Genomic DNA, 19,949 nt, shown 5'->3' on the forward strand with positions numbered 1-19,949 from the left:
GAATAAGTCACAAAAACTAATAAATGATTTAAACCACAAAACAATTAAAATTATGAAACCACAATCCAAAACTCAATTTCGATTAGTAATCACTTTATGTATTATGCTAATCTTAAATTATTCATGTAGTGATTCAGATGAAGCAACTGACCCTGATATTCCAGACTTAAATACATTTCAGGATGTTATTAATAACGGTGGTGAATTTGAAGATTTTCCACAAGGAAGAAGTGAAGAAATAACAAACGATGAAGTATCAGTTGAAAATCAAGATTTTGATAGAGAAGATGAAAATGATAACACCATTACTGAGCGTTTTATTTGTACAACTCAAACTGTAAGTGTCACTGCAGGTAATGGTACATTTCCATTATTCAACCCTAATGCAGAAATAGTCTATCCAGGAAATTTATTACAAGGAGCTACATTAAATGATGCTACACCAAGACCAATACCTGTAAGACGCGCAGGAGGTACTATATCTTATAATATTAATGATGGTAACCCCAACTCAAGTTTTAGAGTAGATGAAGTTTCACGTAGTTCAATACAAAATGGAATTAACAGTATTATAGCAAATGCCACAGGAGCCACACCAGCAAACTTTCAATTAGATATTATACAAATAGAATCTGAGCAACAACTCGCTTTAGAAATGGGTATAGATATCAACACATATACAACACAGGTGGCTGCAGATTTATCTTTAAATCAAGAAAGCTCGTTTAATAGTACTTTGGTTAGGTTGACGCAACAGTATTATACAATGAGTTTTGATCTGCCTACGAGTTTAGATGAAATTTTTGATGAAAGTGTAACGCCAGAACAGTTAAGCACATTTGTACAGAATGATAATCCTGCAGCTTTTATTTCTTCAGTAACTTATGGTCGCATTTTTTATATGCTAATAGAGTCCACATCAAGTAGAGAAGAAATGAGTGCTCAACTTAATTTAGCGTATGAATCTTTTGGAAATTCTGTTGAAGGTGAAATAGCAGTAGATCAGACTGAAGCTTTAGATAATTTAAGTATTAAAGTTATTGCTTATGGAGGAGACTCTAGAGGTGCTTTTGAGTTAGCAGGAGAAACTAATATACAAACTATAGCAAATAATTTAGCAGAAAGTGTTGATATAAGACAAGGGCTTCCATTATCGTATGTTGTAAGAAGTGTTGAACGACCAGACATTATTGTAGGTACAAATATTTCAACAGAATATGATATTGTTAATTGTGAACTTAGAGGAATATTACCACCTCAAGGATATTTATCGTTAGTAGATTTATTTGCTAATGATGAAGATGGCGGCGGTATAGGAGCAATGCTACATGTAGCTGAAAGTAATGTATTGGTTTTTAATAAATTGGGAACTAGATATGCTTGGTTTAATGGGAATAGCGGAGAAATAAAAAGAGTATTCGGAATTAAAGACCCCAATTCACCTTTAGGCGAAGTACCATTAGATGATGTTGGTGCAGCAATTCAGCTAGGTGATACTAGACTATTTTTATTTGATGAATCGGGCTTACTGGTGTCTATTATGGAATATGATATATCTGATCCAGCTTTAACCACTAATGGTGATGCACCTACAACACCTATCGGAAACTACCAATTAGATACTAATGGCACACCGATTATTGATACAACAAATAGATTATTTGGATCTTTTGCAAACTTTCAATTTGCTGGTAGAGGTTTTGGTGCGGGAGCTAGAGTAGGAGCAGAAACATTTGCATTTTTTGAAAGCACAGGTAATGAATATGCATTATTTATCAATTCAGAATCTAGTGGAATAAGATGGGAAAACCCTTTAGCTTCATCGACTTGGTTTGATGATAGACCAAATGAAGGTGGTAGAATGATATTTGATGAAGTTGGAGCAATAAGTTTTATAAATCTTGGAGGTAGTAATGGAAGATGGTTAATAGTAAATGAGAGCGGAAATGAGATTTTTGAATACCGTTCTACACCTACAAGAGCTTTAGAAGGACCATGGATTATTAATTAAATAATTATTTTGAATTTGTTAATAAAAGCACCTCTATAGAGGTGCTTTTTTATTTAAATTGCATATTTATCGAAAAATTATAAAAGTATAAGCAACCCTATAATCAAAATATACGTCTATTAGTATATAACACTTAAATAATATACCATCAATGAAAAAACAATTACTCTTTTTTAGCATTTTATTGTTATTGACGTCTTGCGCATCTGTAGAGAAACATAATCTTCAAATTACAAAGTTACATGCTGTAGCTGATTTACATGACGATGTAGATAAAGCGTATAAACAGCTTAAACGACATCATCCGCATCTGTATCAATTTACATCAAAAGAAGTAATGGATACAAAGTTTGATAGTTTAAAAACAGCCATCACTCAGCCAATGGACAGCCGTACATTTTATAAGAAATTAGCAGTGGTCACAAAATCTGTAGGTCAAGGACATATGACCTTAGGGCTTTTAAATTTGCGACGAACAAAACAAGAACGTAAAGCATTAATTGGATCTAAATTTGACGTTAATAATCTAGATTTTGATTATTTAGATGATAAACTTTGGATAGTCAATACGCGTGGTAAAGATTCAGTATTAGTAGGTAGTGAAGTTTTAAGTATAGATCAAAAAACAATACCAGAACTTGTAGCATTATACAAGAAACGATTAGTGTCAGATGGTTATAATACTACTTATTATAATAGAGTAATAGGGAAACGATTTTTAACGCATTATGCTCGGGAATTTGGACGTTTTGACAGCATTGCTTTTAGGCTTAAGACTAAAGATTCTGTATTTACAAAAACCTATAAACGATTGCTACGATCTGAATTAGAAAAATTAAAAAAAGATACCACTAAAGTAGACTCTATAAAACTAAAGACTCCAAAAAAGAAACTCACAAAAGCAGAGAAAAAAGCTAAAAAGATAAAATATAAAGCTAAAAGGAAGCATAACCAAAAATATGGTTACAATGCAGCTAGAAAAGAATATACTAGAAACTTAAATTTTGTAGGCAAAGATAGCTCTGTAGCTGTAATGAAGATTAGAGGCTTTACTAACGGAAAATACAAGGAGTTTTACGAAGAAAGTTTTGCAGAGATCGATAAGCGTCAATCTAAAGCTTTAGTTATCGATTTAAGAGACAACTTTGGTGGTCGATTAAATGAAATTTCATATTTATACGGTTATCTCACAGATAAAGATTATGTGATGATAAACCCAAGTGAGGTCAATAGTAGAATTCCATACCTAAAACAATTAATGAGTAACTCAACCTCAGTAACAACCAAAATTATAGCAGGATTGTTCTCACCAATCATAGTTCCATTAAATGTGTTTAGGACGTCTAAAAAAGATGGTAAACTGTATTACAAGTTTAAAAGCGCTAAATCACAAGAACCAAAACCGCATAATTACAAAGGCCCTATTTATGTGTTAATTAATGGAAATTCATTCTCAGCATCTTCTATTTTATCTACACAATTAGACGGTAATAATCGGGCAACATTTGTAGGAGAAGAGACCGGAGGAGCTTATAATGGAACTGTAGCCGGAATTTATAAAACCTATAAATTACCAAATAGTAAAGTGCGTTTACGCATAGGGTTAATGCATATCGATGCACCGTTTAAAAAACAACCAGATGGATATGGTGTAAAACCAGATGTAGAAATTACACCAACCCTTAAAGACCGGCTAGAAAATAGAGATCCAGAATTGCAATGGGTGTTAAAAAATATTGAAAGTAAAAAATAAGTTTTTCGTCTATTGAAGTAACTCGTTTTAAAAACCGAAAAAATACAATCAAAATTGTACTTTTGTACTTCAAAATTTAAAAACTCATCATGAATACATACGATGTAGCCGTTATCGGTTCTGGACCTGGAGGTTATGTAGCAGCCATTCGTTGCGCACAACTAGGGATGAAAACAGCAATAATAGAAAAATACAACACACTTGGAGGTACCTGTTTAAATGTAGGCTGCATACCAAGTAAAGCGCTTTTAGATTCATCCCATCATTATGATGATGCCGTAAAACATTTTGAAGAACATGGTATAGATATCCCTGGTGAAGTTAAGGTGAATCTCGAAAAAATGATAACACGTAAACAAGCAGTTGTAGACCAAACAACGGGTGGTATCAATTTTTTAATGAAAAAGAACAACATAGACGTTTACCAAGGCTTAGGAAGTTTTAAAGACGCTACACATATTTCTATTGCTGGTGAAAACGCTACAGAAATAGAAGCAAAACATACTATTATCGCTACAGGAAGTAAACCTTCTAACTTACCGTTTATAAACTTAGATAAAGAACGTATTATAACATCTACAGAAGCTTTAAAGCTTAAAGAGATACCAAAACATTTAATTGTTATTGGTGGTGGTGTTATTGGTTTGGAGTTAGGACAAGTGTATCGCCGTTTGGGTGCCGAAGTGACTATTGTAGAGTATGCAGATCGTATTATTCCAACAATGGATGCAGGCTTGTCTAAAGAACTCAATAAAGTTTTTAAGAAAGCAAAATTTAAAATTAACGCATCACATCAAGTGACTTCTGTTGAAAGAGTAGGAGATGAAGTGATTGTAAAAGCGAATAATAAAAAAGGCGAAGAAGTAGAGTTTAAAGGTGATTATTGTTTAGTATCAGTTGGTCGTCGTCCCTATACAGATGGTTTAAATGCCGAAGCCGCTGGTGTTAAATTAGATGAACGCGGTAGAGTAGAAATTAATGAACATTTGCAAACCTCTGCATCTAATATTTATGCTATTGGAGATGTCGTTAAAGGCGCGATGTTAGCACATAAAGCAGAAGAAGAAGGTGTGTTTGTTGCTGAAACTTTAGCAGGACAAAAACCACACATTAACTATAACTTAATTCCTGGCGTAGTCTATACATGGCCAGAAGTTGCTTCTGTAGGAAAAACGGAAGAACAGTTAAAAGCAGATGGTATTGCTTATAAAGCAGGATCATTCCCTATGCGTGCTTTAGGAAGAAGTAGAGCAAGTATGGATATTGATGGTTTTGTAAAAATATTAGCAGATAAAACTACAGATGAAGTATTAGGCGTTCATATGATTGGTGCACGTGCAGCAGATATGATCGCAGAAGGTGTTGTAGCTATGGAGTACAGAGCCTCTGCCGAAGACATCTCGCGTATGTCTCATGCACATCCAACCTATACAGAAGCTATTAAAGAAGCGGCTTTAGCTGCAACTGCAGATAGAGCATTACATATTTAATTGTCATTCTGAGTGTAACGAAGAATCTAAAAAGCATTTACTATAACGTAGATGCTTTTTTTGTTTAAAACTACTAATAGTTTGTGAGTATAAACTATTGATTTTAAGACTTTAAAATTTTAACTTCGCTTATCAAAGAGTAAATTGAATCAAAACTCTTTTTATTTTTACGTTAGCTTTAATTGCTCAAAACTGTTCGCAAAAAAAAGCAGGCAAATTGCCTGCTCTTATAATATTCATCAATTTTAAATTAACTAGCTTGTGAATAGCCTTGACCATAAACAATTTCCATAATCTCTGAATCGGATAAAGGATTTAACCTATCGTTCAAATATTCGGATTTATAATCAACCAAAAGTTTACCAAATTTAATTGACCAATTAGTAAGTGATTCTTTATTAAGAGGATGCTTACCTTTTACATCTCTAAGCTTAATTTCACCATTTTTACCTGTCGGACTAATATCCTCAAGCATTTCTGTATCATTACTAATGAAATTCCTAATAGCGAATCTATAAAAACTATTTAGATTACTATTGGCTGAATTTTCGAGCCTAACTAAATTCTTAGGCACAAAAATTATTGGCTTATCGGCAAAAACAGGAAGAAATACCTTCTTCGTTGCCCATTTATAGGTTCTGTAATCAAACATATCATTTTGCCAAACTTCAGTCATTGGGATTTCTAAGAGCTCACACTGTTTCTGAGTATATTCAACCAAAACCTCTTTAATGATTTTAGTTGTTATGTCAGAAATTCTATCACAACCAATATCTTCAATGAACAGCTCAACATCAGAAAAATGGCTCAAAACTCCAGTTCTAACAGCCTTATTTCTCTGAATTGCATCAATGATTTTTGGTTTTAATTTTTCTCCGACTGAATTACCTGAATGTTTACTAAAAGAATAACCCAATCTTGTTTCATGAGGCTCGCTTAGTCCAGAAAGTAATTGATTAACTCTAAATTGATTCTTTGCCCTTACGGCTTTAATTAATTCTCCCCAAAAAGCTTCTATTCTAAGTTGCATTTCTTTAGCAACAGCTGAATCAGAGATTTCAATTAATCTTGGATCAATAAATAATAAATTGTCCGTACTTAGTTTGATGTCAACAAATTCAAGTTTAGGTTGTTGCCCATCGATTTTAAAAAATGTAGATATATTATACATCGTATTATTTTTTGCTATTAATAAAATTTTTGTTCGTCAACTTTAAGCTTGAATTCAAAAATAATTGAGCTCAAGTATTGACTATTTCCGGTGGTTAAGCAAAATTTCTACGACTAAATAATTTAAGTTTTTAACATTATTAACATTCAATTAACAAATGTTTTTATATATTTGCATGCAGATATCCGCAAAATATCTCATTTAATACAAAATAATTAAGGCCTATTATCGTTATTATATAAAGATCGTAAGTCTCGATATAATAGTTAAGATTTAAGTCTTAATTGCAAAATTCAATAGCCTAAAAAGCTACAAAAATCATGCCGAAATGACTAATTTGTCATTTTGGCTTTTTTTATGTACAAAATCTAGGTTTTTAAGTTAAAGAGCATGACATTTTATGATATTGGCACCTCCAAAATATCTTGTCATACAATGCAACTAAAAGCTAACAAAGTGTATAATTAATTGCTTGAGAGTGGATAAAGAGTATCACGGAAATTCTGCCGAATTTCCTATGCGCAGTTCTTTTTTACTAACTTAGTGCTCAAAGCAACTAACCATATACAATAACGATAAGCGAACACCTCAAATCATCAATATTCTTTCTGGTCTCTTATATCATAATGCTGAGAACGTGTGTCATAACGTTTCATGAGTTTAACAGCTTTTTCTGGTAAGTTAGCTACGGCATAATCTTTACCCATAAAGCCTGTAATATCCTCTAACTTAGAAAAATTCATGATGGATATAAATTCAACTTCATCATTACATTCTTCAGAGATACGTCTTAATATTTGCATGCCTAAATAGCCTGGGATTTGTTTATCTGCAATACCAGGCATAATCTCATTTATTAGTAGATTTTCATAAGCATCAGCATTTTCTAGTGTAGTGTAGCCATGCCATATACGTTGTACCATGATTTCTGTTTTTTAGCGAAGCTAAATTAAATCTCTTTAAAAATGGTATTGATTTTAAAGTTTAATTATAAATTATTCTTTTTCATTAATTTGATAGTATGTCATAAGATAGGATTAATTTTTTCTTACATTTATATAGGATACACCTATAAATCCTGTTAGCGGCTATACATAAAATAACAAGCTATTATGAAAAACTTAAACTATTATGTTGCGGTTTATAAAGAACAACTTGACAAAGGAGACATATTAATTGCTTATAATCAATTGGTGAATTTTGTGATGAAGCTAAGAGTAAACTTTATTAAAAGTTTATCTGACCAATATTCATTTACTGGTATACTTCACGGATATATGGATTATACGTATTTTTATTACTCTAATGCATTTTTAAAAAGTAAAAAGCTAAAATTAGGATTAGTACTGAATCACTCTGAAATGCGATTTGAAATTTGGCTCTTAGGAAATACAATAACTAATCAAAAGAAATATTGGAATTTATTAAAAACCTCTAAATGGAATAAAGACAAAAAAGAAATGCCTAAATATTCTGTTTTAGAAGCAATACTTATGAATGAACCAGATTTTGATAACTTGCCTTTATTATCTCAAAATATTGAAAAGGCGTTGATAAAATCATCAGACGAAATTATTAAAGCAATTAAAACGTTGAATTAAAAAGAATAAAACATGTTAACAGGGATTCATCCAAAATTGCCAATGCGTAGTAAAACTATTACAAAAGCCTTTTATGTTAATCAATTAAGATTTCAAAATATTGGCGACTATGAAGGTTACTTAATGGTTTATAAAGACAATATCGAAATTCATTTCTTTGAATTTAATACGCTAAACCCAAAAGAGAATTATGGACAAGTGTATATTAGAGTAGAAAATATTGATGATTTATACCAAGAGCTATTAGATAACAAAATAAAAATTCACCCTAATGGATCATTAGAAATGAAACCTTGGGGACAAAGAGAGTTTTCTATACTAGATCCAGATAGTAACTTATTGACATTTGGGCAAAGCCTTTAAATCTATGAAACGACACCTTGCCTGTATTACACTTTTAATTTTAGTAAGTTGTTCTCCTAAACTTAAAAGCACAATATTAAATCCACAACCAGCGCTACAAAACGATGAACTTGTGGTAGTATTGCGTATAAATGATGATCAAAACATAGAAGGAGTTTTAGTTGGTGAGGTTAAAGCTACTGATGGAGGTTTCTCGTCCAATTGCACCTATTATGAAAACATTATTAATTTAAAGCAATTGGCAAGACAAAATGGAGCTAATGTTATTAAGGTGACTCAGCATAAAACACCAGATAAATGGAGTTCTTGCCACCGTTTACGGGCTAAAATTTATAAAGTAGACAAACCTAAAACCTATGAAACAGAGATTGTTTGGACAGCAGACAGGAAATTAACATGGGACGATTTTAAAGGTGTCCCAGATCGGAAAGCTTTTCCTAATACACTCGCAGTGACCAATTCTGGTTTTGGTTTTGAAACAGGTTTTAATGCGTTTAAGACAGGAAATTTGTTTGTACAAGCCACATTTAATAACTACGGAAGTTGGGTAATACCTAAAGGTAGAACAGATTATGTATTACGTCACGAGCAGATTCATTTTGACCTGACGGAGATCTATTCCAGAAAATTAAGAAAAGCATTTGATGAAGCTAAGATTAAACCTCATGAAGGAGCCAGAGCCAAAAAAATCTTTGACTCTATTTTTGAAGAATTAAATAAACGCCAAAAAAAGTATGATAGTGAAACAAAATATGGCGAAAAAAATGCAACACAAGAGTATTGGGAGTCTGTAGTTGAAATAGAATTGATTAAGTACGATTTATATAAAAGCAATTAACTTTTTTATTTATTAAGGTTTTATAATGAGCTGGTTAATGGTTTCTAAAATTGAGTTTATTAAAAATAGTGTAAATTGCTTATCTATATCAACCAATACATCAATTAGTTATGCGCGAATCATTGTTAAGACCCCTTAATGCAAAATCTATATTCGGCTTATTAATTTTAGCATTTTTATTCTTATTCTCATTGACTTATGTTGTAGACGATTTTAAATTTTATACTCTAGAAGAATCTATCTTAGGTAGATTGTTTGTTATAAAATGGTGGCTTATAGGTCACTTATCTGGCGGTATATTAGCCTTACTGATTGGCCCATTTCAATTTTGGAAAAACTTCAGAAATAAATATATAAAGTTGCACCGAACTTTAGGTAAAGTCTATTTAATTGCCATTTTAATTTCTTCGATATGTTCAACAGTAATGGCTTGGACTTTAGCCATACAATTAAATTTTGCATGGGCATTTTCACTTCAAATGTTAGGAGTTGTTTGGGTGACAACAGCTTTTATGGCATACTATACCATTCGTAAAAAACAAATTGAAAGTCATAGACAATGGATGGTTAGAAGTTATATTGTAACGTTTGGTTTTATATCGTTTCGATGGATTATGGATTTACCTTTAATTCAGGAATTAGGAAGTTTTCCAGAGATTGCACCTACTGTAATTTGGTCGACTTGGGCAATACCACTTTTAATTGCTCAGGTGGTGTTTCAGCTCAATAAAAAGCGTTAGCTTTTAAAAGGTGTCTAATACCTTGAGTACTTCTTTTTTATAACTTCTACTAATAGATAAAGCTTTGTTATTTATTGTAATATGTTCGTTTGTAAACGCTTCTATTTGAGAAATGGCAATAATATAAGAGCGATGAATCCTTAAGAATTGAGATTTTGGAAGCTTGGCTTCAATACTACTAATCGTTTCTCGAGTAACAATGATTCTGTTTGTGCTGAGCGTGTCATGCTGAGCGTGTCGAAGCACAGTCGAAGTATCTCTAGTATAAATTTTAATATAATCGCTATAACTTTCAATATAGATAATACTACCGAAGTCTATTTTTTGCATTTCCCGATCAGCACGTACAAAAATAAAATCTTGTAGCTCTCTTTTAATAGGTAGATCTAATTGAGAAGCAGAACTAACCTCAAAATAACGGTTTACGGCTTGTAATAATCGCTCAAAAGAGATCGGTTTCATTACATAATCTACAGCTTGCAAGTCAAAACCTTCAACAGCATAATCTCTATAGGCTGTGGTAAAAATAATCTTTATGTTTTTGTTAATGGATTTAGCAAAGGCAATACCAGATATCTCTGGCATATTAATATCTAAGAAAACTAAGTCAACTGTATTATTACTAATAAAATTAAAAGCTTCTATGGCATTTTTACATTGCTTGACAACCTCAATGTTTTCAATCTTAGATAAATGAGAAGCTATAATGTCTCTTGCAATTGCTTCATCATCGACTATAATACAAGATACGGTTTTAGCCATTGTTTAGGTGTAATTTTAGTTGCACGCTGTAATTGTTTTTGGTTTCAGAGATATCTAAATCATAATCATTTTTATATAGCAATTCTAAGCGTTTTTTAATGTTTTCTAACCCAATGCCATTTTTGGTTGATTGATTGTTTTGGTGCGAATTTGTAATCGAAAAATCAATATGTTCATTATCGCATTTAAAAGCTATTGAAATTTTAAGTGTTCCGTTTACTATTTTTCCATGCTTAAAACTATTTTCAACAAAAGGTAAAAATAGCATTGGTGCAATTTCAAGATTATTAATACAGTTGTCAGATTTAAAATCAATGTTTAAAGTGTCATTAAATCGCATTTGCTCTAAACTAATATAGTCTTTAATGTGGTTGATTTCATCTTTTAATTCTACTAAAGGCTTATTAACTTGGTATAATACATAATCTAATAAATTAGAAAGTTTTAAAATTAAATCAGGAGTTGTTTCAGATTTTTTAAGTGCAAAACCATATAGTGTATTTAACGTATTAAATAGAAAATGCGGATGAATCTGCATTTTTAAATAACTTAACTCTTGTTGCTTTAATTTTAATTGTGCTTCTAATATTTTGGCTTCGAGTTCGGCGTTATGCTTAGACTGTTTTAGGTTTAGTTTTAAGAGTTTAAAAGCACTTACAATAATAACCACTAAGTAAATACAGGATATGATAAATATTGTATTACGAGAAAGTGATACGACTTCAGTAAACTTAAAATCCGTGAGAAAAGCCAGACCAAAAAACACAGAAAACATAATGCAAAAAATAGAAATAATTACGGTGTAAAATGTATAAAGACTAAACAATGCATATCTTTTAGTGATGAGGTAATCAGGAATGAGTTTGTAAATAGAAATGTAAGTAGTACCAATAGTGATAGGCATTAAAAACACAGAGAAATAAAATGTATTAACATCTAAGGTATTGCCTGTACTAAAAACAAGTGTAAAAATGAAAAGCACTGCACACCAAAAAAAAAGATGTAGAAGCGTTTGTTTTATATAGTGTTTTTTTGATTTCAACTTAATCTAATAATACTACAATAATAGTTCATTTTTAGGTGCAGATGTGATTTTGTAGATGAATAACAGATTTAATACTGGTTTTAACAAAAATGTTTAATCCCTTACAAAATTGGTTGCTTGTCGCATTATTAAATAAGTAGCGAAGTAAAATTATAAGTTCGCAGTGTATTAACTATAAAATAAACAAATATGATTTCAAGACTATTAACTCAAGGTGGACCATTTATGTATATCATATTAATAACGCTATTACTATCTCTATTTTTTATAGTAAGAGCTTTTATTACAATGAATAAAAATATAACGCAATCCAAAAAAATGATTGGCTTGGTCAATGAGTCTAGTATACTAAGTTTAGTAATCGGTTGTTTTGCCTCTGTATACAGTTTAATAGACTTATTTGATATGGTAGAAGCTATCGGTAATGTAAGGCCAGATCTTTTTTCTGCCGGATTAAAAGTATCTATGCTAACAGTAATTTTTGGATTATTTGCTTTTACTATTGGTAGGATTGGAATATTAGCCTACAAATGGACGCATAAAACAGAAACACAAGAATAAAATAAACAAATATGATACAGATACAAGAAGCAATAAATAATAGGACATTTAATTTATTAGTAAAATTATCAATTATTGCGATACTGTTATTTAATGTTTCGTGTGGTAAATCTTCATCAAATCAATCCGAAAGCGAACTTATAAATAGAATTAATGCCGTTCAACAGCAAATAATGGTGCAAGGAAATATAACTAAACAAGAGGAGCAGGCCATATTAAGTTTATGTAGTATAATGACACATGATGATGGTTTAGCAAATTTCAGCCCAGATAATAGAATGATATTAAAAGATGTAGATATAGTGCCTATTTATGAAGGTTGCGAAGACCTTTCTAAAGAAGAAACTAGAGAATGTTTTAAGAATAAAATAGTGGCATTTATTAAAAGAGAGTTTAACGTAGGCGTATCTAAAGATTTAAACCTTTCTGAGCCAAAGCAGGTAGATGCTTTCTTTGTAATTGATGAAAACGGAAATCGAACTGGTATGAAAGTCAGAGACTCAGAAGTAACCATTCAGGCAGAAATTTTGAGAGTGCTTAGAAAAATGCCAGTGATGAAACCAGCCATTCACAATGGAAAAAATGTTTCTGTATTGTGTTCAATACTAATTAAGTATGGAGATAATATCGAAATTGATGTTGTTTATATTCCTGAAAGGCCTAATAATTGGAAGTAGAATTATTTTAAGAAACTTTAAATATTACATTAATTATGATATTTTCTAAAACGAACTTTTTAAGTTCGTTTTTTTTTTTTTTTATTAAAAAAAAAGTGACTTCAATCTCAATGGAGTGTCTTAACTTTAACGATATATAAAAACAACTAACCAAGGAGATCTTTTGAAACAGCCTAGCGCCATTCAAAAATTAAGTGATGAAGACTTAGTGGTTGCCATTGTAAAAGACAAAAACACATTGCTGTTTGAAGTCTTATATGATAGGTATGCAAACTTGGTATATAATAAATGTTATGGTTTTGCTAGAGATGGAGACGAGGCAAAAGATTTAACGCAAGATGTGTTTTTAAATTTATTTGTAAAGCTGGCTAGTTTTAAGCACAAGTCAAAGTTTTCTACGTGGTTGTATGCCTTTACATATAACCATTGTGTTAATTATGTAACCCGAAACACAGCAAAAAAAATAGAGAAACAATCGGTAAGCCCAGATGTAATGGTAAATGTTAGTGATACTGAGCCAGAAATAGGGTTTTCTGATATGAAAATAGAAAAGCTTAAAAGAGTAATAGAACTAATAGCACCAGATGAAAAAATGATCTTGCTACTTAAATATGAAGATGGTTTAAGTATAAAAGAAATTTCTAGTGCATTAGATATAGGAGAAAGCGCAGTAAAAATGCGTATTAAAAGAGCGAAAGCGAAACTTGTACATGCGTACACAAATTATAGGAGTCATGGATAATCCTTTTGAGTACATAAATAAGCCTATAAAACAAGTTCCACCAGAACTAAAGGCTAAAGTAATGAGTGATATTGCTATGGCTAAATTAATTATGGAAATCGCTGAACTATTTTCGTATAATTTTGCACATATTATAGAAACAGTTTCATCAAAACGTAAAAAAGATTAATTTTAATAACATCAACTAAAATAAAACTAATATGGGGAAAATTTCAGGGTTTAAAGATATAGCAATGGAATCACTAACAACAATGTGGTTAGAGATCTCTAAGATATTTCCTAATATTATAGGAACACTATTTGTTTTAGTTATTGGTTTTTTCATGACAAAACTCGTTGTAAAAATTATTAAAAAAGTCTTGAAACTAGCTAAAGTTAGCAAGTTAGACGAAAAAATAAATGAGATAGAAATTGTAGAAGGCAAAAACTTAAATTTTGACACCGTTAAGGTCATGTCAAGTTTTGTAAAGTGGATTATGTATATCATGCTAATTATTATGGCATCAGATATAATGAACCTTAAAATTATCTCAGAACAGATAGGAAACTTATTGGCGTATTTACCTAAATTATTTACTGCTCTTATTGTTTTTATGATAGGTTTACTCTTTGCAAATTTTGTAAAGAATGGATTAAAATCATTGTTTGAATCTATGGATTTATCCGGAGGAAAAATGATTAGTCAAGTCATATTTTTCCTGTTATTAACCTTTATATCCATTACAGCATTAAATCAAGCAGGTGTAGATACCGAAATTATTACTAATAACGTAGTAATGATTATAGGTGCTTTTTTATTGGCTTTTGCAATAGCATTTGGTTTAGGAGCAAAAGAGGTGATTACAAAATTATTAAAAACATTTTATGCTAGAAAAACTTATGAAGTTGGACAAAAAATAGAATTTAATAATTCTATTTTTGAAGTAGATAGCATAGAAAATATATTTATTGTCCTTAAAAACGATAATGAAAAACTAATTGTACCTATTGATGATTTAACTAGTACTCAAATAAAAATCTTATAATCAATAATCTTTTAATTATAAATATAATATTATGAAGGCACTATACTTATTTTTAATGCTGATTTTTGGTGCAACTATTAATGCACAATCTAACGCTAAATCTATTCAAAACGAAATAGATAAAACTGTTTGGAAACCCTTTCAAAATGCTTTTGAAACTTTAGACGCATCAGCTTTAAATGCTATTTATGCAGATAAAACATTACGTGTTACACCACAAGGTATTGATACAGAAGAAGCTTATAAATTAGGGAATATAGAGCGTTTTAAAGCTTCTAAAACAAATAAAGTTTCTATAAAACTAGATTTTTGGTTCGATAGTAGATTTACTAATAAAACAACATCTTACGAAGTTGGTTTTTATAGAATTAGAGCTACAGTTAACGGTAGCGTTAATGATAGTTATGGGCAATTTCATATTGTTCTAAAAAAAATAAATGGACAATGGAAAATCACACAAGATTGGGATACCACAACCATTAATGGGCATGCACTTAACAAAGACGATTTTGAAACACACGCACCATTGAAGTTTTAAATACGGTTAAAGTAAATAGTGGTTATTCTATTTCTAAGTATATATAAGGGATTTATTTTTTATTTCGTCTATTATAATTTTTGTCGCCGCGAGTTTTAGGCTTCTTGTATTTTTTAGCAATTTCACGACGGTAAGATCCGCCTAAATTTTCTTTTTGGTTTTTTTCTTTTTTCTCATGAAAAGCCGGTCCTGGAGCATCTTCATCTCTTCGTTTTGTTGGGTTGTAACGTTCCTTAATAACAGTGCGTTCTTCTTCAATGAGTTCTTTTGAAATTTCTATGTATTCAGGGATTTCAAGAGTTTCAATTTCCATTTGCATTAAGGCTTCAATCTTTTCTCTACCGTCTTGTTCTTTTTCAGTAGATAATAAAAGCGCATGACCTTGTTTCTCTGCTCTTCCTGTTCTACCAATGCGGTGCATGTAATTTTCAGGATAAGTAGGAGTATCAAAATTAATGACATGAGACACACCATCTATATCTAATCCACGAGCCATAACATCAGTCGCAATTAATAGACGATTCTCACCACTTCTAAACTGCTCTATACTACGCAAACGGTAATTCTGTGTTTTATTAGAGTGAATGACACAAGATTGTCCAGGAAATAATTCTTCAACCTTATCAAACAAACGATCAGCCATCTTTTTAAAAGCCACAAAAATGATCACTTTAGTATAATGAGATTCGTCACCAAGGAGATACTCTAATAGGTTAACTTTGGTATAAAAGTTAGGAACGTTGTAACGTATTTGTTTAATGTTTTCTAGTGGTGTACCAGATACAGCGATCGCTATTTTTGTAGGGTTGATAAAAAAATCTGTAATTAAATGATCTACATCTTCGGTCATTGTTGCAGAAAACATAATGTTTTGACGTCGCTCTGGTAGAATATCAAAAATATTTAAGAGTTGATGTCTAAACCCTAAATCGAGCATAACATCAACTTCATCAATCACTAATTTTTGAATCGATTTTAATTGTAAAACTCGACTTACCGCTAAATCATAAAGACGTCCTGGCGTAGCTACAATAATGTCAACCCCTTGTGCAACAGCTTGTTTTTGGGTGTTAATGTTTGTGCCACCATAAACTCCCAAAACACGATTGTTAATATATTTAGAAAGTTTTTCAATATCATTAACGACTTGCACAACCAATTCTCGTGTTGGTACTAAGATTAAAACTCTAGGATTTTCTTGTTTAGAGAATTTAAGATTGCGTAAAATAGGTAACATATACGCATAGGTTTTACCAGTACCTGTTTGGGCAATACCAACAACATCTTTTCCTGAAGCAACTACATTAAAGGCTTCTGCTTGTATTGGAGTAGGAGTAGTAAACCCTAAATCATCAATAGCATTATATAGCGGCGTGTTTAAATTTAAATCCTGAAACGTCATATCTATTTCTTGTAACAACAAGAATTTATTTTAGATTTTAGGGCAAAGATAGCTTTTCATTTTAAGCTCAGGTTAGATTGATAAAAACTTTGTTTTTTATGCCTATTAATTTTCAGTAATTTGCATTTATTATACCTGTATTGAAAAGAACTTTATACCATAAAACTGTAAACGAAAAAGCATTTAAGAGTAAGCTCTTAGATTGGGCACAACAGTATGATGATGTTGTTTTTATGGATGCTAATAATCATACAGACACATACAGTAGTTATGATGCTATTATTGCAGTAGATGCGTTTACAGCGATTAAAACGGATTATTTTGATGCTTTTGAAGCCTTAAAAGAATATCAATCTTCAGTTGAAGATTGGATTTTTGGATACTTAACTTACGATTTAAAGAATACCACAGAAGCTTTAAATTCTCAAAATATAGATGAATTAGAATTTCCGGACTTGTATTTTTTTCAGCCTAAAAAATTGTTTTTACTAAAAGGGAATGCACTAGAAATGCAATACTTAAAAATGGTAGATGATGAGATTGAAGAAGATTTTAAATCTATATCTGAGATGATTTTAGATGAAAAAGAAATGACTCATGAGTTACAAAATGTAAAGATTAAACTTCGCATGACTAAGGATATGTATTTTGAAAACGTAAACAAGATGCTATCACATATTAGTAGAGGTGATATTTATGAAGCCAATTTTTGTCAAGAGTTTTATGCAGAGAATAGTAATATCAACCCTATTGATACATTTAATAAACTCAATCAAATATCTCAACCTCCTTTTGCTACGTTTTTAAAAACTGAGGATAAGTATTTATTATCTGCTTCACCAGAACGTTATATTAAAAAAGAAGATGCTACTGTAATTTCTCAGCCTATAAAAGGTACAGCAAAACGCTCTAAAAATAAAATAGAAGATGAGAGACTCGCCGAAGACTTAGAGAATGACCCTAAAGAACGGAGCGAAAATATAATGATCGTCGATTTGGTGCGTAATGATCTGTCACATACAGCAATGAAAGGAAGTGTTAGAGTAGAAGAGTTGTGTAAAGTATATTCTTTTTTACAAGTGCATCAAATGATTTCAACGGTGTCATCAAAAGTAACAGCAGATACACATCCTGTAGATATTATTAAAACAACGTTTCCAATGGGAAGTATGACGGGAGCTCCAAAAATTTCTGCCATGAAAATTATTGAAAAACTAGAAATGACTAAACGCGGTTTGTATTCGGGTTCTGTAGGTTACTTTAAACCAAATGGGGATTTTGATTTTAATGTTATTATAAGAAGTATTTTATATAATGAAACAAAACAATATATTTCATATTCAGTCGGTAGTGCCATAACAGCAAAAAGTGATCCGTTAAAAGAATACGAAGAATGCCTAATTAAAGCAAAAGCAATGCGTGAGGTTTTAGAAAATTAGTTTTAATAGGCATAAGTATAAAGTAATAAGTTGTGTTTAGAGCTACAATCAACTAAATTTGAATTATGAAGAGTTATAGAGACCTAATCGTCTGGCAAAAATCAGTTCGTTTAGTTACGATTGTTTATGAGATTGTATCAAAATTTCCAGAAGAAGAAAGGTTTGGACTAATATCTCAAATTAAGAGAAGCGCTGTTTCTGTACCTTCAAATATTGCAGAAGGTTACGGACGGAATTATACAAAAGATTATTCTAGGTTCCTTCAAATTTCACGAGGATCTTTATATGAAATGCAAACGCAATTTGAAATTGCACTGAATTTAAAATTTATTAAAAAAGAAGACTTGAAAGAAATAATAAACCTTTCTATAGAAGTTGAAAAAATGTTAAACAGCTTAATCAAGAAATTAAAAAGCTAATTATACTTATCCCTTTTAACTAATGCCTTATTGCTATTAATTAATGCCTTTAACCAATTTCAAAAATCACATTAACCAAAACTTCCCTTTCTTAAAAGAAAGTAAAATCATCATTGCCATTTCTGGAGGTTTAGATTCTGTGGTACTATCGCATTTATGTAAGGCACTTGATTTAAGTTTTGTTCTAGCACATTGTAATTTTAATTTACGAGGGGAAGAAAGTGATAAAGACGAAGCGTTTGTATTGAATTTGGCAGAGGAATTAGATGTAGAATGCTTTGTTCAAAATTTTGATACTAATGCTTATGCCGAATTGCATAAAGTATCAATTCAAATGGCAGCACGTGAGTTACGTTATGATTGGTTTCAAGATTTAGTAGAGCAATTAAATTTTGATTATATATTAACTGCGCATCATGCCGATGACAATCTAGAAACTTTTCTTATTAATTTCACACGAGGTACAGGTATTAATGGACTAACAGGAATTCCTGCTATAAATAATAATATAGTACGACCTTTATTAATGTTTTCTAGAGAGGCTATTGAAACCTATGCTAGAGCTAATGAAATACAATGGAGAGAAGATCTTAGTAATAACTCGCGCAAATACCTCAGAAATAAATTACGGCACGAGGTAGTACCAATATTAAAAGAAATTAATCCGCAGTTGTTAGATAGTTTTAAGCAAACCATAGATAACCTTAAAGGAACGGAAGCTATTGCTAATCATCATATAGATGCATTTAAAAAGCGTGCTGAGGTTACATCTAATTATGCAATAACAGCGTATAAAATTTCAGAATTTAAAGCCTTAGATAGTCCAAAACCGTACTTGTTTGAACTGTTTAAAACTTATGGTTTTACGGAATGGAATGATGTTTTAGACTTACTAGAAGCGCAATCAGGAAAGTATGTACAGTCTAACACGCATCGTTTAATAAAACATAGAGATGTCATCTTATTAGCAGAGCTAAATATTGATACGCATTTACCAATCTCAATTACCAAAAGTGAAACATGTGTTGAGGCTCCTTTTGGAGAATTGCATTTTGAAACAGTTAGCGCAATTACAGGAAATTTAGATTTAGAAGTATATCTAGACAAAACACAATTAAAATTTCCATTGACATTACGTATTTGGAAAGAAGGAGACGTTTTTCAGCCTTCAGGAATGCAAGGCAAGAAGAAAATAAGTAAATATCTTAAAGACGAAAAAGCGTCACTTTTAGAAAAGGAAAACACATGGGTTTTAACTTCAAAAGATAAGATTGTTTGGGTTGTTGGTAAGCGAATGGATGAGCGTTTTAAAGTAAGCGACACCACAACTCAAATTCTAAAAATAATAATGAAAAAATAATGTCAGTCTGAG

General features: G+C 31.1%; 21 protein-coding genes. 16 read left to right on the forward strand and 5 right to left on the reverse strand.

The window, feature by feature from the left end:
* Positions 1–52 precede the first annotated feature (52 nt).
* The 3 genes from K8Z87_RS03480 to lpdA all read left to right on the forward strand — a co-directional run bounded on the left by K8Z87_RS03480 (position 53) and on the right by lpdA (position 5,254).
* A complete protein-coding gene (locus K8Z87_RS03480; protein WP_227476091.1) occupies positions 53–2,011 on the forward strand; it encodes a thiol-activated cytolysin family protein in 1,959 nt (652 codons plus the stop codon).
* Positions 2,012–2,162: 151 nt separating this feature from the next.
* Entirely contained in the window at positions 2,163–3,764 is a 1,602-nt protein-coding gene (locus tag K8Z87_RS03485) for a S41 family peptidase (protein WP_227476092.1), read from the forward strand.
* A gap of 89 nt (positions 3,765–3,853) precedes the next feature.
* On the forward strand, positions 3,854–5,254 hold the full coding sequence (lpdA, locus tag K8Z87_RS03490) for a dihydrolipoyl dehydrogenase (RefSeq protein WP_227476093.1): 1,401 nt from the start codon (positions 3,854–3,856) through the stop codon (positions 5,252–5,254).
* A 250-nt stretch (positions 5,255–5,504) separates the two neighbouring features.
* On the opposite strand, the gene K8Z87_RS03495 is transcribed toward lpdA, so the two are convergent.
* The gene (locus K8Z87_RS03495; RefSeq protein WP_227476094.1) at positions 5,505–6,425 is read right to left on the reverse strand and encodes a hypothetical protein; all 921 of its coding nucleotides are present in this window, start codon (positions 6,423–6,425) and stop codon (positions 5,505–5,507) included.
* A 596-nt stretch (positions 6,426–7,021) separates the two neighbouring features.
* Complete coding sequence (locus tag K8Z87_RS03500; protein ID WP_227476095.1) at positions 7,022–7,348, reverse strand: hypothetical protein; 327 nt, start codon at positions 7,346–7,348, stop codon at positions 7,022–7,024.
* Between the two features lie 189 nt (positions 7,349–7,537).
* Here K8Z87_RS03500 and K8Z87_RS03505 point away from each other — a divergent pair, with 189 nt between their 5' ends.
* The 4 genes from K8Z87_RS03505 to K8Z87_RS03520 all read left to right on the forward strand — a co-directional run bounded on the left by K8Z87_RS03505 (position 7,538) and on the right by K8Z87_RS03520 (position 9,967).
* Positions 7,538–8,026, forward strand: a complete 489-nt coding sequence (locus K8Z87_RS03505; RefSeq protein ID WP_227476096.1) for a DUF7000 family protein — start codon at positions 7,538–7,540, stop codon at positions 8,024–8,026.
* A 12-nt stretch (positions 8,027–8,038) separates the two neighbouring features.
* On the forward strand, positions 8,039–8,389 hold the full coding sequence (locus K8Z87_RS03510) for a bleomycin resistance protein (RefSeq protein WP_227476097.1): 351 nt from the start codon (positions 8,039–8,041) through the stop codon (positions 8,387–8,389).
* A 4-nt stretch (positions 8,390–8,393) separates the two neighbouring features.
* Positions 8,394–9,227 carry a DUF922 domain-containing protein gene (locus K8Z87_RS03515; RefSeq protein WP_227476098.1) on the forward strand — a complete coding sequence of 278 codons (834 nt, stop codon included), beginning with the start codon at positions 8,394–8,396 and terminating at the stop codon, positions 9,225–9,227.
* Positions 9,228–9,337: 110 nt separating this feature from the next.
* Positions 9,338–9,967 (forward strand): DUF2306 domain-containing protein, encoded by a 630-nt coding sequence (locus K8Z87_RS03520; protein WP_227476099.1) that lies wholly within the window; start codon positions 9,338–9,340, stop codon positions 9,965–9,967.
* Between the two features lie 3 nt (positions 9,968–9,970).
* Here K8Z87_RS03520 and K8Z87_RS03525 read toward each other — a convergent pair whose 3' ends face one another.
* Together K8Z87_RS03525 and K8Z87_RS03530 are read right to left on the reverse strand one after the other, a co-directional pair.
* On the reverse strand, positions 9,971–10,729 hold the full coding sequence (locus K8Z87_RS03525; RefSeq protein WP_227476100.1) for a LytR/AlgR family response regulator transcription factor: 759 nt from the start codon (positions 10,727–10,729) through the stop codon (positions 9,971–9,973).
* Positions 10,722–11,771, reverse strand: coding sequence for a sensor histidine kinase (locus K8Z87_RS03530; protein ID WP_227476101.1), 1,050 nt, complete (start codon positions 11,769–11,771; stop codon positions 10,722–10,724). The genes K8Z87_RS03525 and K8Z87_RS03530 overlap by 8 nt, the downstream gene beginning before the upstream one ends.
* 192 nt (positions 11,772–11,963) lie before the next feature.
* On the opposite strand from K8Z87_RS03530, the gene K8Z87_RS03535 reads away from it, so the two are divergent.
* From K8Z87_RS03535 to K8Z87_RS03560, 6 genes are all read left to right on the forward strand, one after another.
* Positions 11,964–12,335 carry a hypothetical protein gene (locus tag K8Z87_RS03535; protein WP_227476102.1) on the forward strand — a complete coding sequence of 124 codons (372 nt, stop codon included), beginning with the start codon at positions 11,964–11,966 and terminating at the stop codon, positions 12,333–12,335.
* A gap of 11 nt (positions 12,336–12,346) precedes the next feature.
* Positions 12,347–13,012, forward strand: coding sequence for a hypothetical protein (locus K8Z87_RS03540; protein ID WP_227476103.1), 666 nt, complete (start codon positions 12,347–12,349; stop codon positions 13,010–13,012).
* Positions 13,013–13,175: 163 nt separating this feature from the next.
* Positions 13,176–13,754, forward strand: coding sequence for an RNA polymerase sigma factor (locus tag K8Z87_RS03545; protein ID WP_227476104.1), 579 nt, complete (start codon positions 13,176–13,178; stop codon positions 13,752–13,754).
* The gene (locus tag K8Z87_RS03550; protein ID WP_227476105.1) at positions 13,723–13,923 is read left to right on the forward strand and encodes a hypothetical protein; all 201 of its coding nucleotides are present in this window, start codon (positions 13,723–13,725) and stop codon (positions 13,921–13,923) included. The genes K8Z87_RS03545 and K8Z87_RS03550 overlap by 32 nt, the downstream gene beginning before the upstream one ends.
* A 31-nt stretch (positions 13,924–13,954) precedes the next feature.
* A complete protein-coding gene (locus tag K8Z87_RS03555) occupies positions 13,955–14,779 on the forward strand; it encodes a mechanosensitive ion channel family protein (RefSeq protein ID WP_227476106.1) in 825 nt (274 codons plus the stop codon).
* Positions 14,780–14,810: 31 nt separating this feature from the next.
* Complete coding sequence (locus tag K8Z87_RS03560; RefSeq protein WP_227476107.1) at positions 14,811–15,317, forward strand: nuclear transport factor 2 family protein; 507 nt, start codon at positions 14,811–14,813, stop codon at positions 15,315–15,317.
* 52 nt (positions 15,318–15,369) lie between these two features.
* On the opposite strand, the gene K8Z87_RS03565 is transcribed toward K8Z87_RS03560, so the two are convergent.
* Positions 15,370–16,719, reverse strand: a complete 1,350-nt coding sequence (locus K8Z87_RS03565) for a DEAD/DEAH box helicase (RefSeq protein WP_227476203.1) — start codon at positions 16,717–16,719, stop codon at positions 15,370–15,372.
* A 140-nt stretch (positions 16,720–16,859) separates the two neighbouring features.
* On the opposite strand from K8Z87_RS03565, the gene K8Z87_RS03570 reads away from it, so the two are divergent.
* The 3 genes from K8Z87_RS03570 to tilS all read left to right on the forward strand — a co-directional run bounded on the left by K8Z87_RS03570 (position 16,860) and on the right by tilS (position 19,937).
* Positions 16,860–18,158: an anthranilate synthase component I family protein gene (locus tag K8Z87_RS03570; protein WP_227476108.1), complete on the forward strand. Its 1,299-nt coding sequence runs from the start codon at positions 16,860–16,862 to the stop codon at positions 18,156–18,158.
* 65 nt (positions 18,159–18,223) lie between these two features.
* The gene (locus tag K8Z87_RS03575; RefSeq protein ID WP_227476109.1) at positions 18,224–18,577 is read left to right on the forward strand and encodes a four helix bundle protein; all 354 of its coding nucleotides are present in this window, start codon (positions 18,224–18,226) and stop codon (positions 18,575–18,577) included.
* Between the two features lie 43 nt (positions 18,578–18,620).
* A complete protein-coding gene (tilS, locus tag K8Z87_RS03580) occupies positions 18,621–19,937 on the forward strand; it encodes a tRNA lysidine(34) synthetase TilS (protein ID WP_227476110.1) in 1,317 nt (438 codons plus the stop codon).
* Positions 19,938–19,949: the final 12 nt, after the last annotated feature.

Source organism: Winogradskyella immobilis, from assembly GCF_021887715.1.
GTDB lineage: Bacteria > Bacteroidota > Bacteroidia > Flavobacteriales > Flavobacteriaceae > Winogradskyella > Winogradskyella immobilis.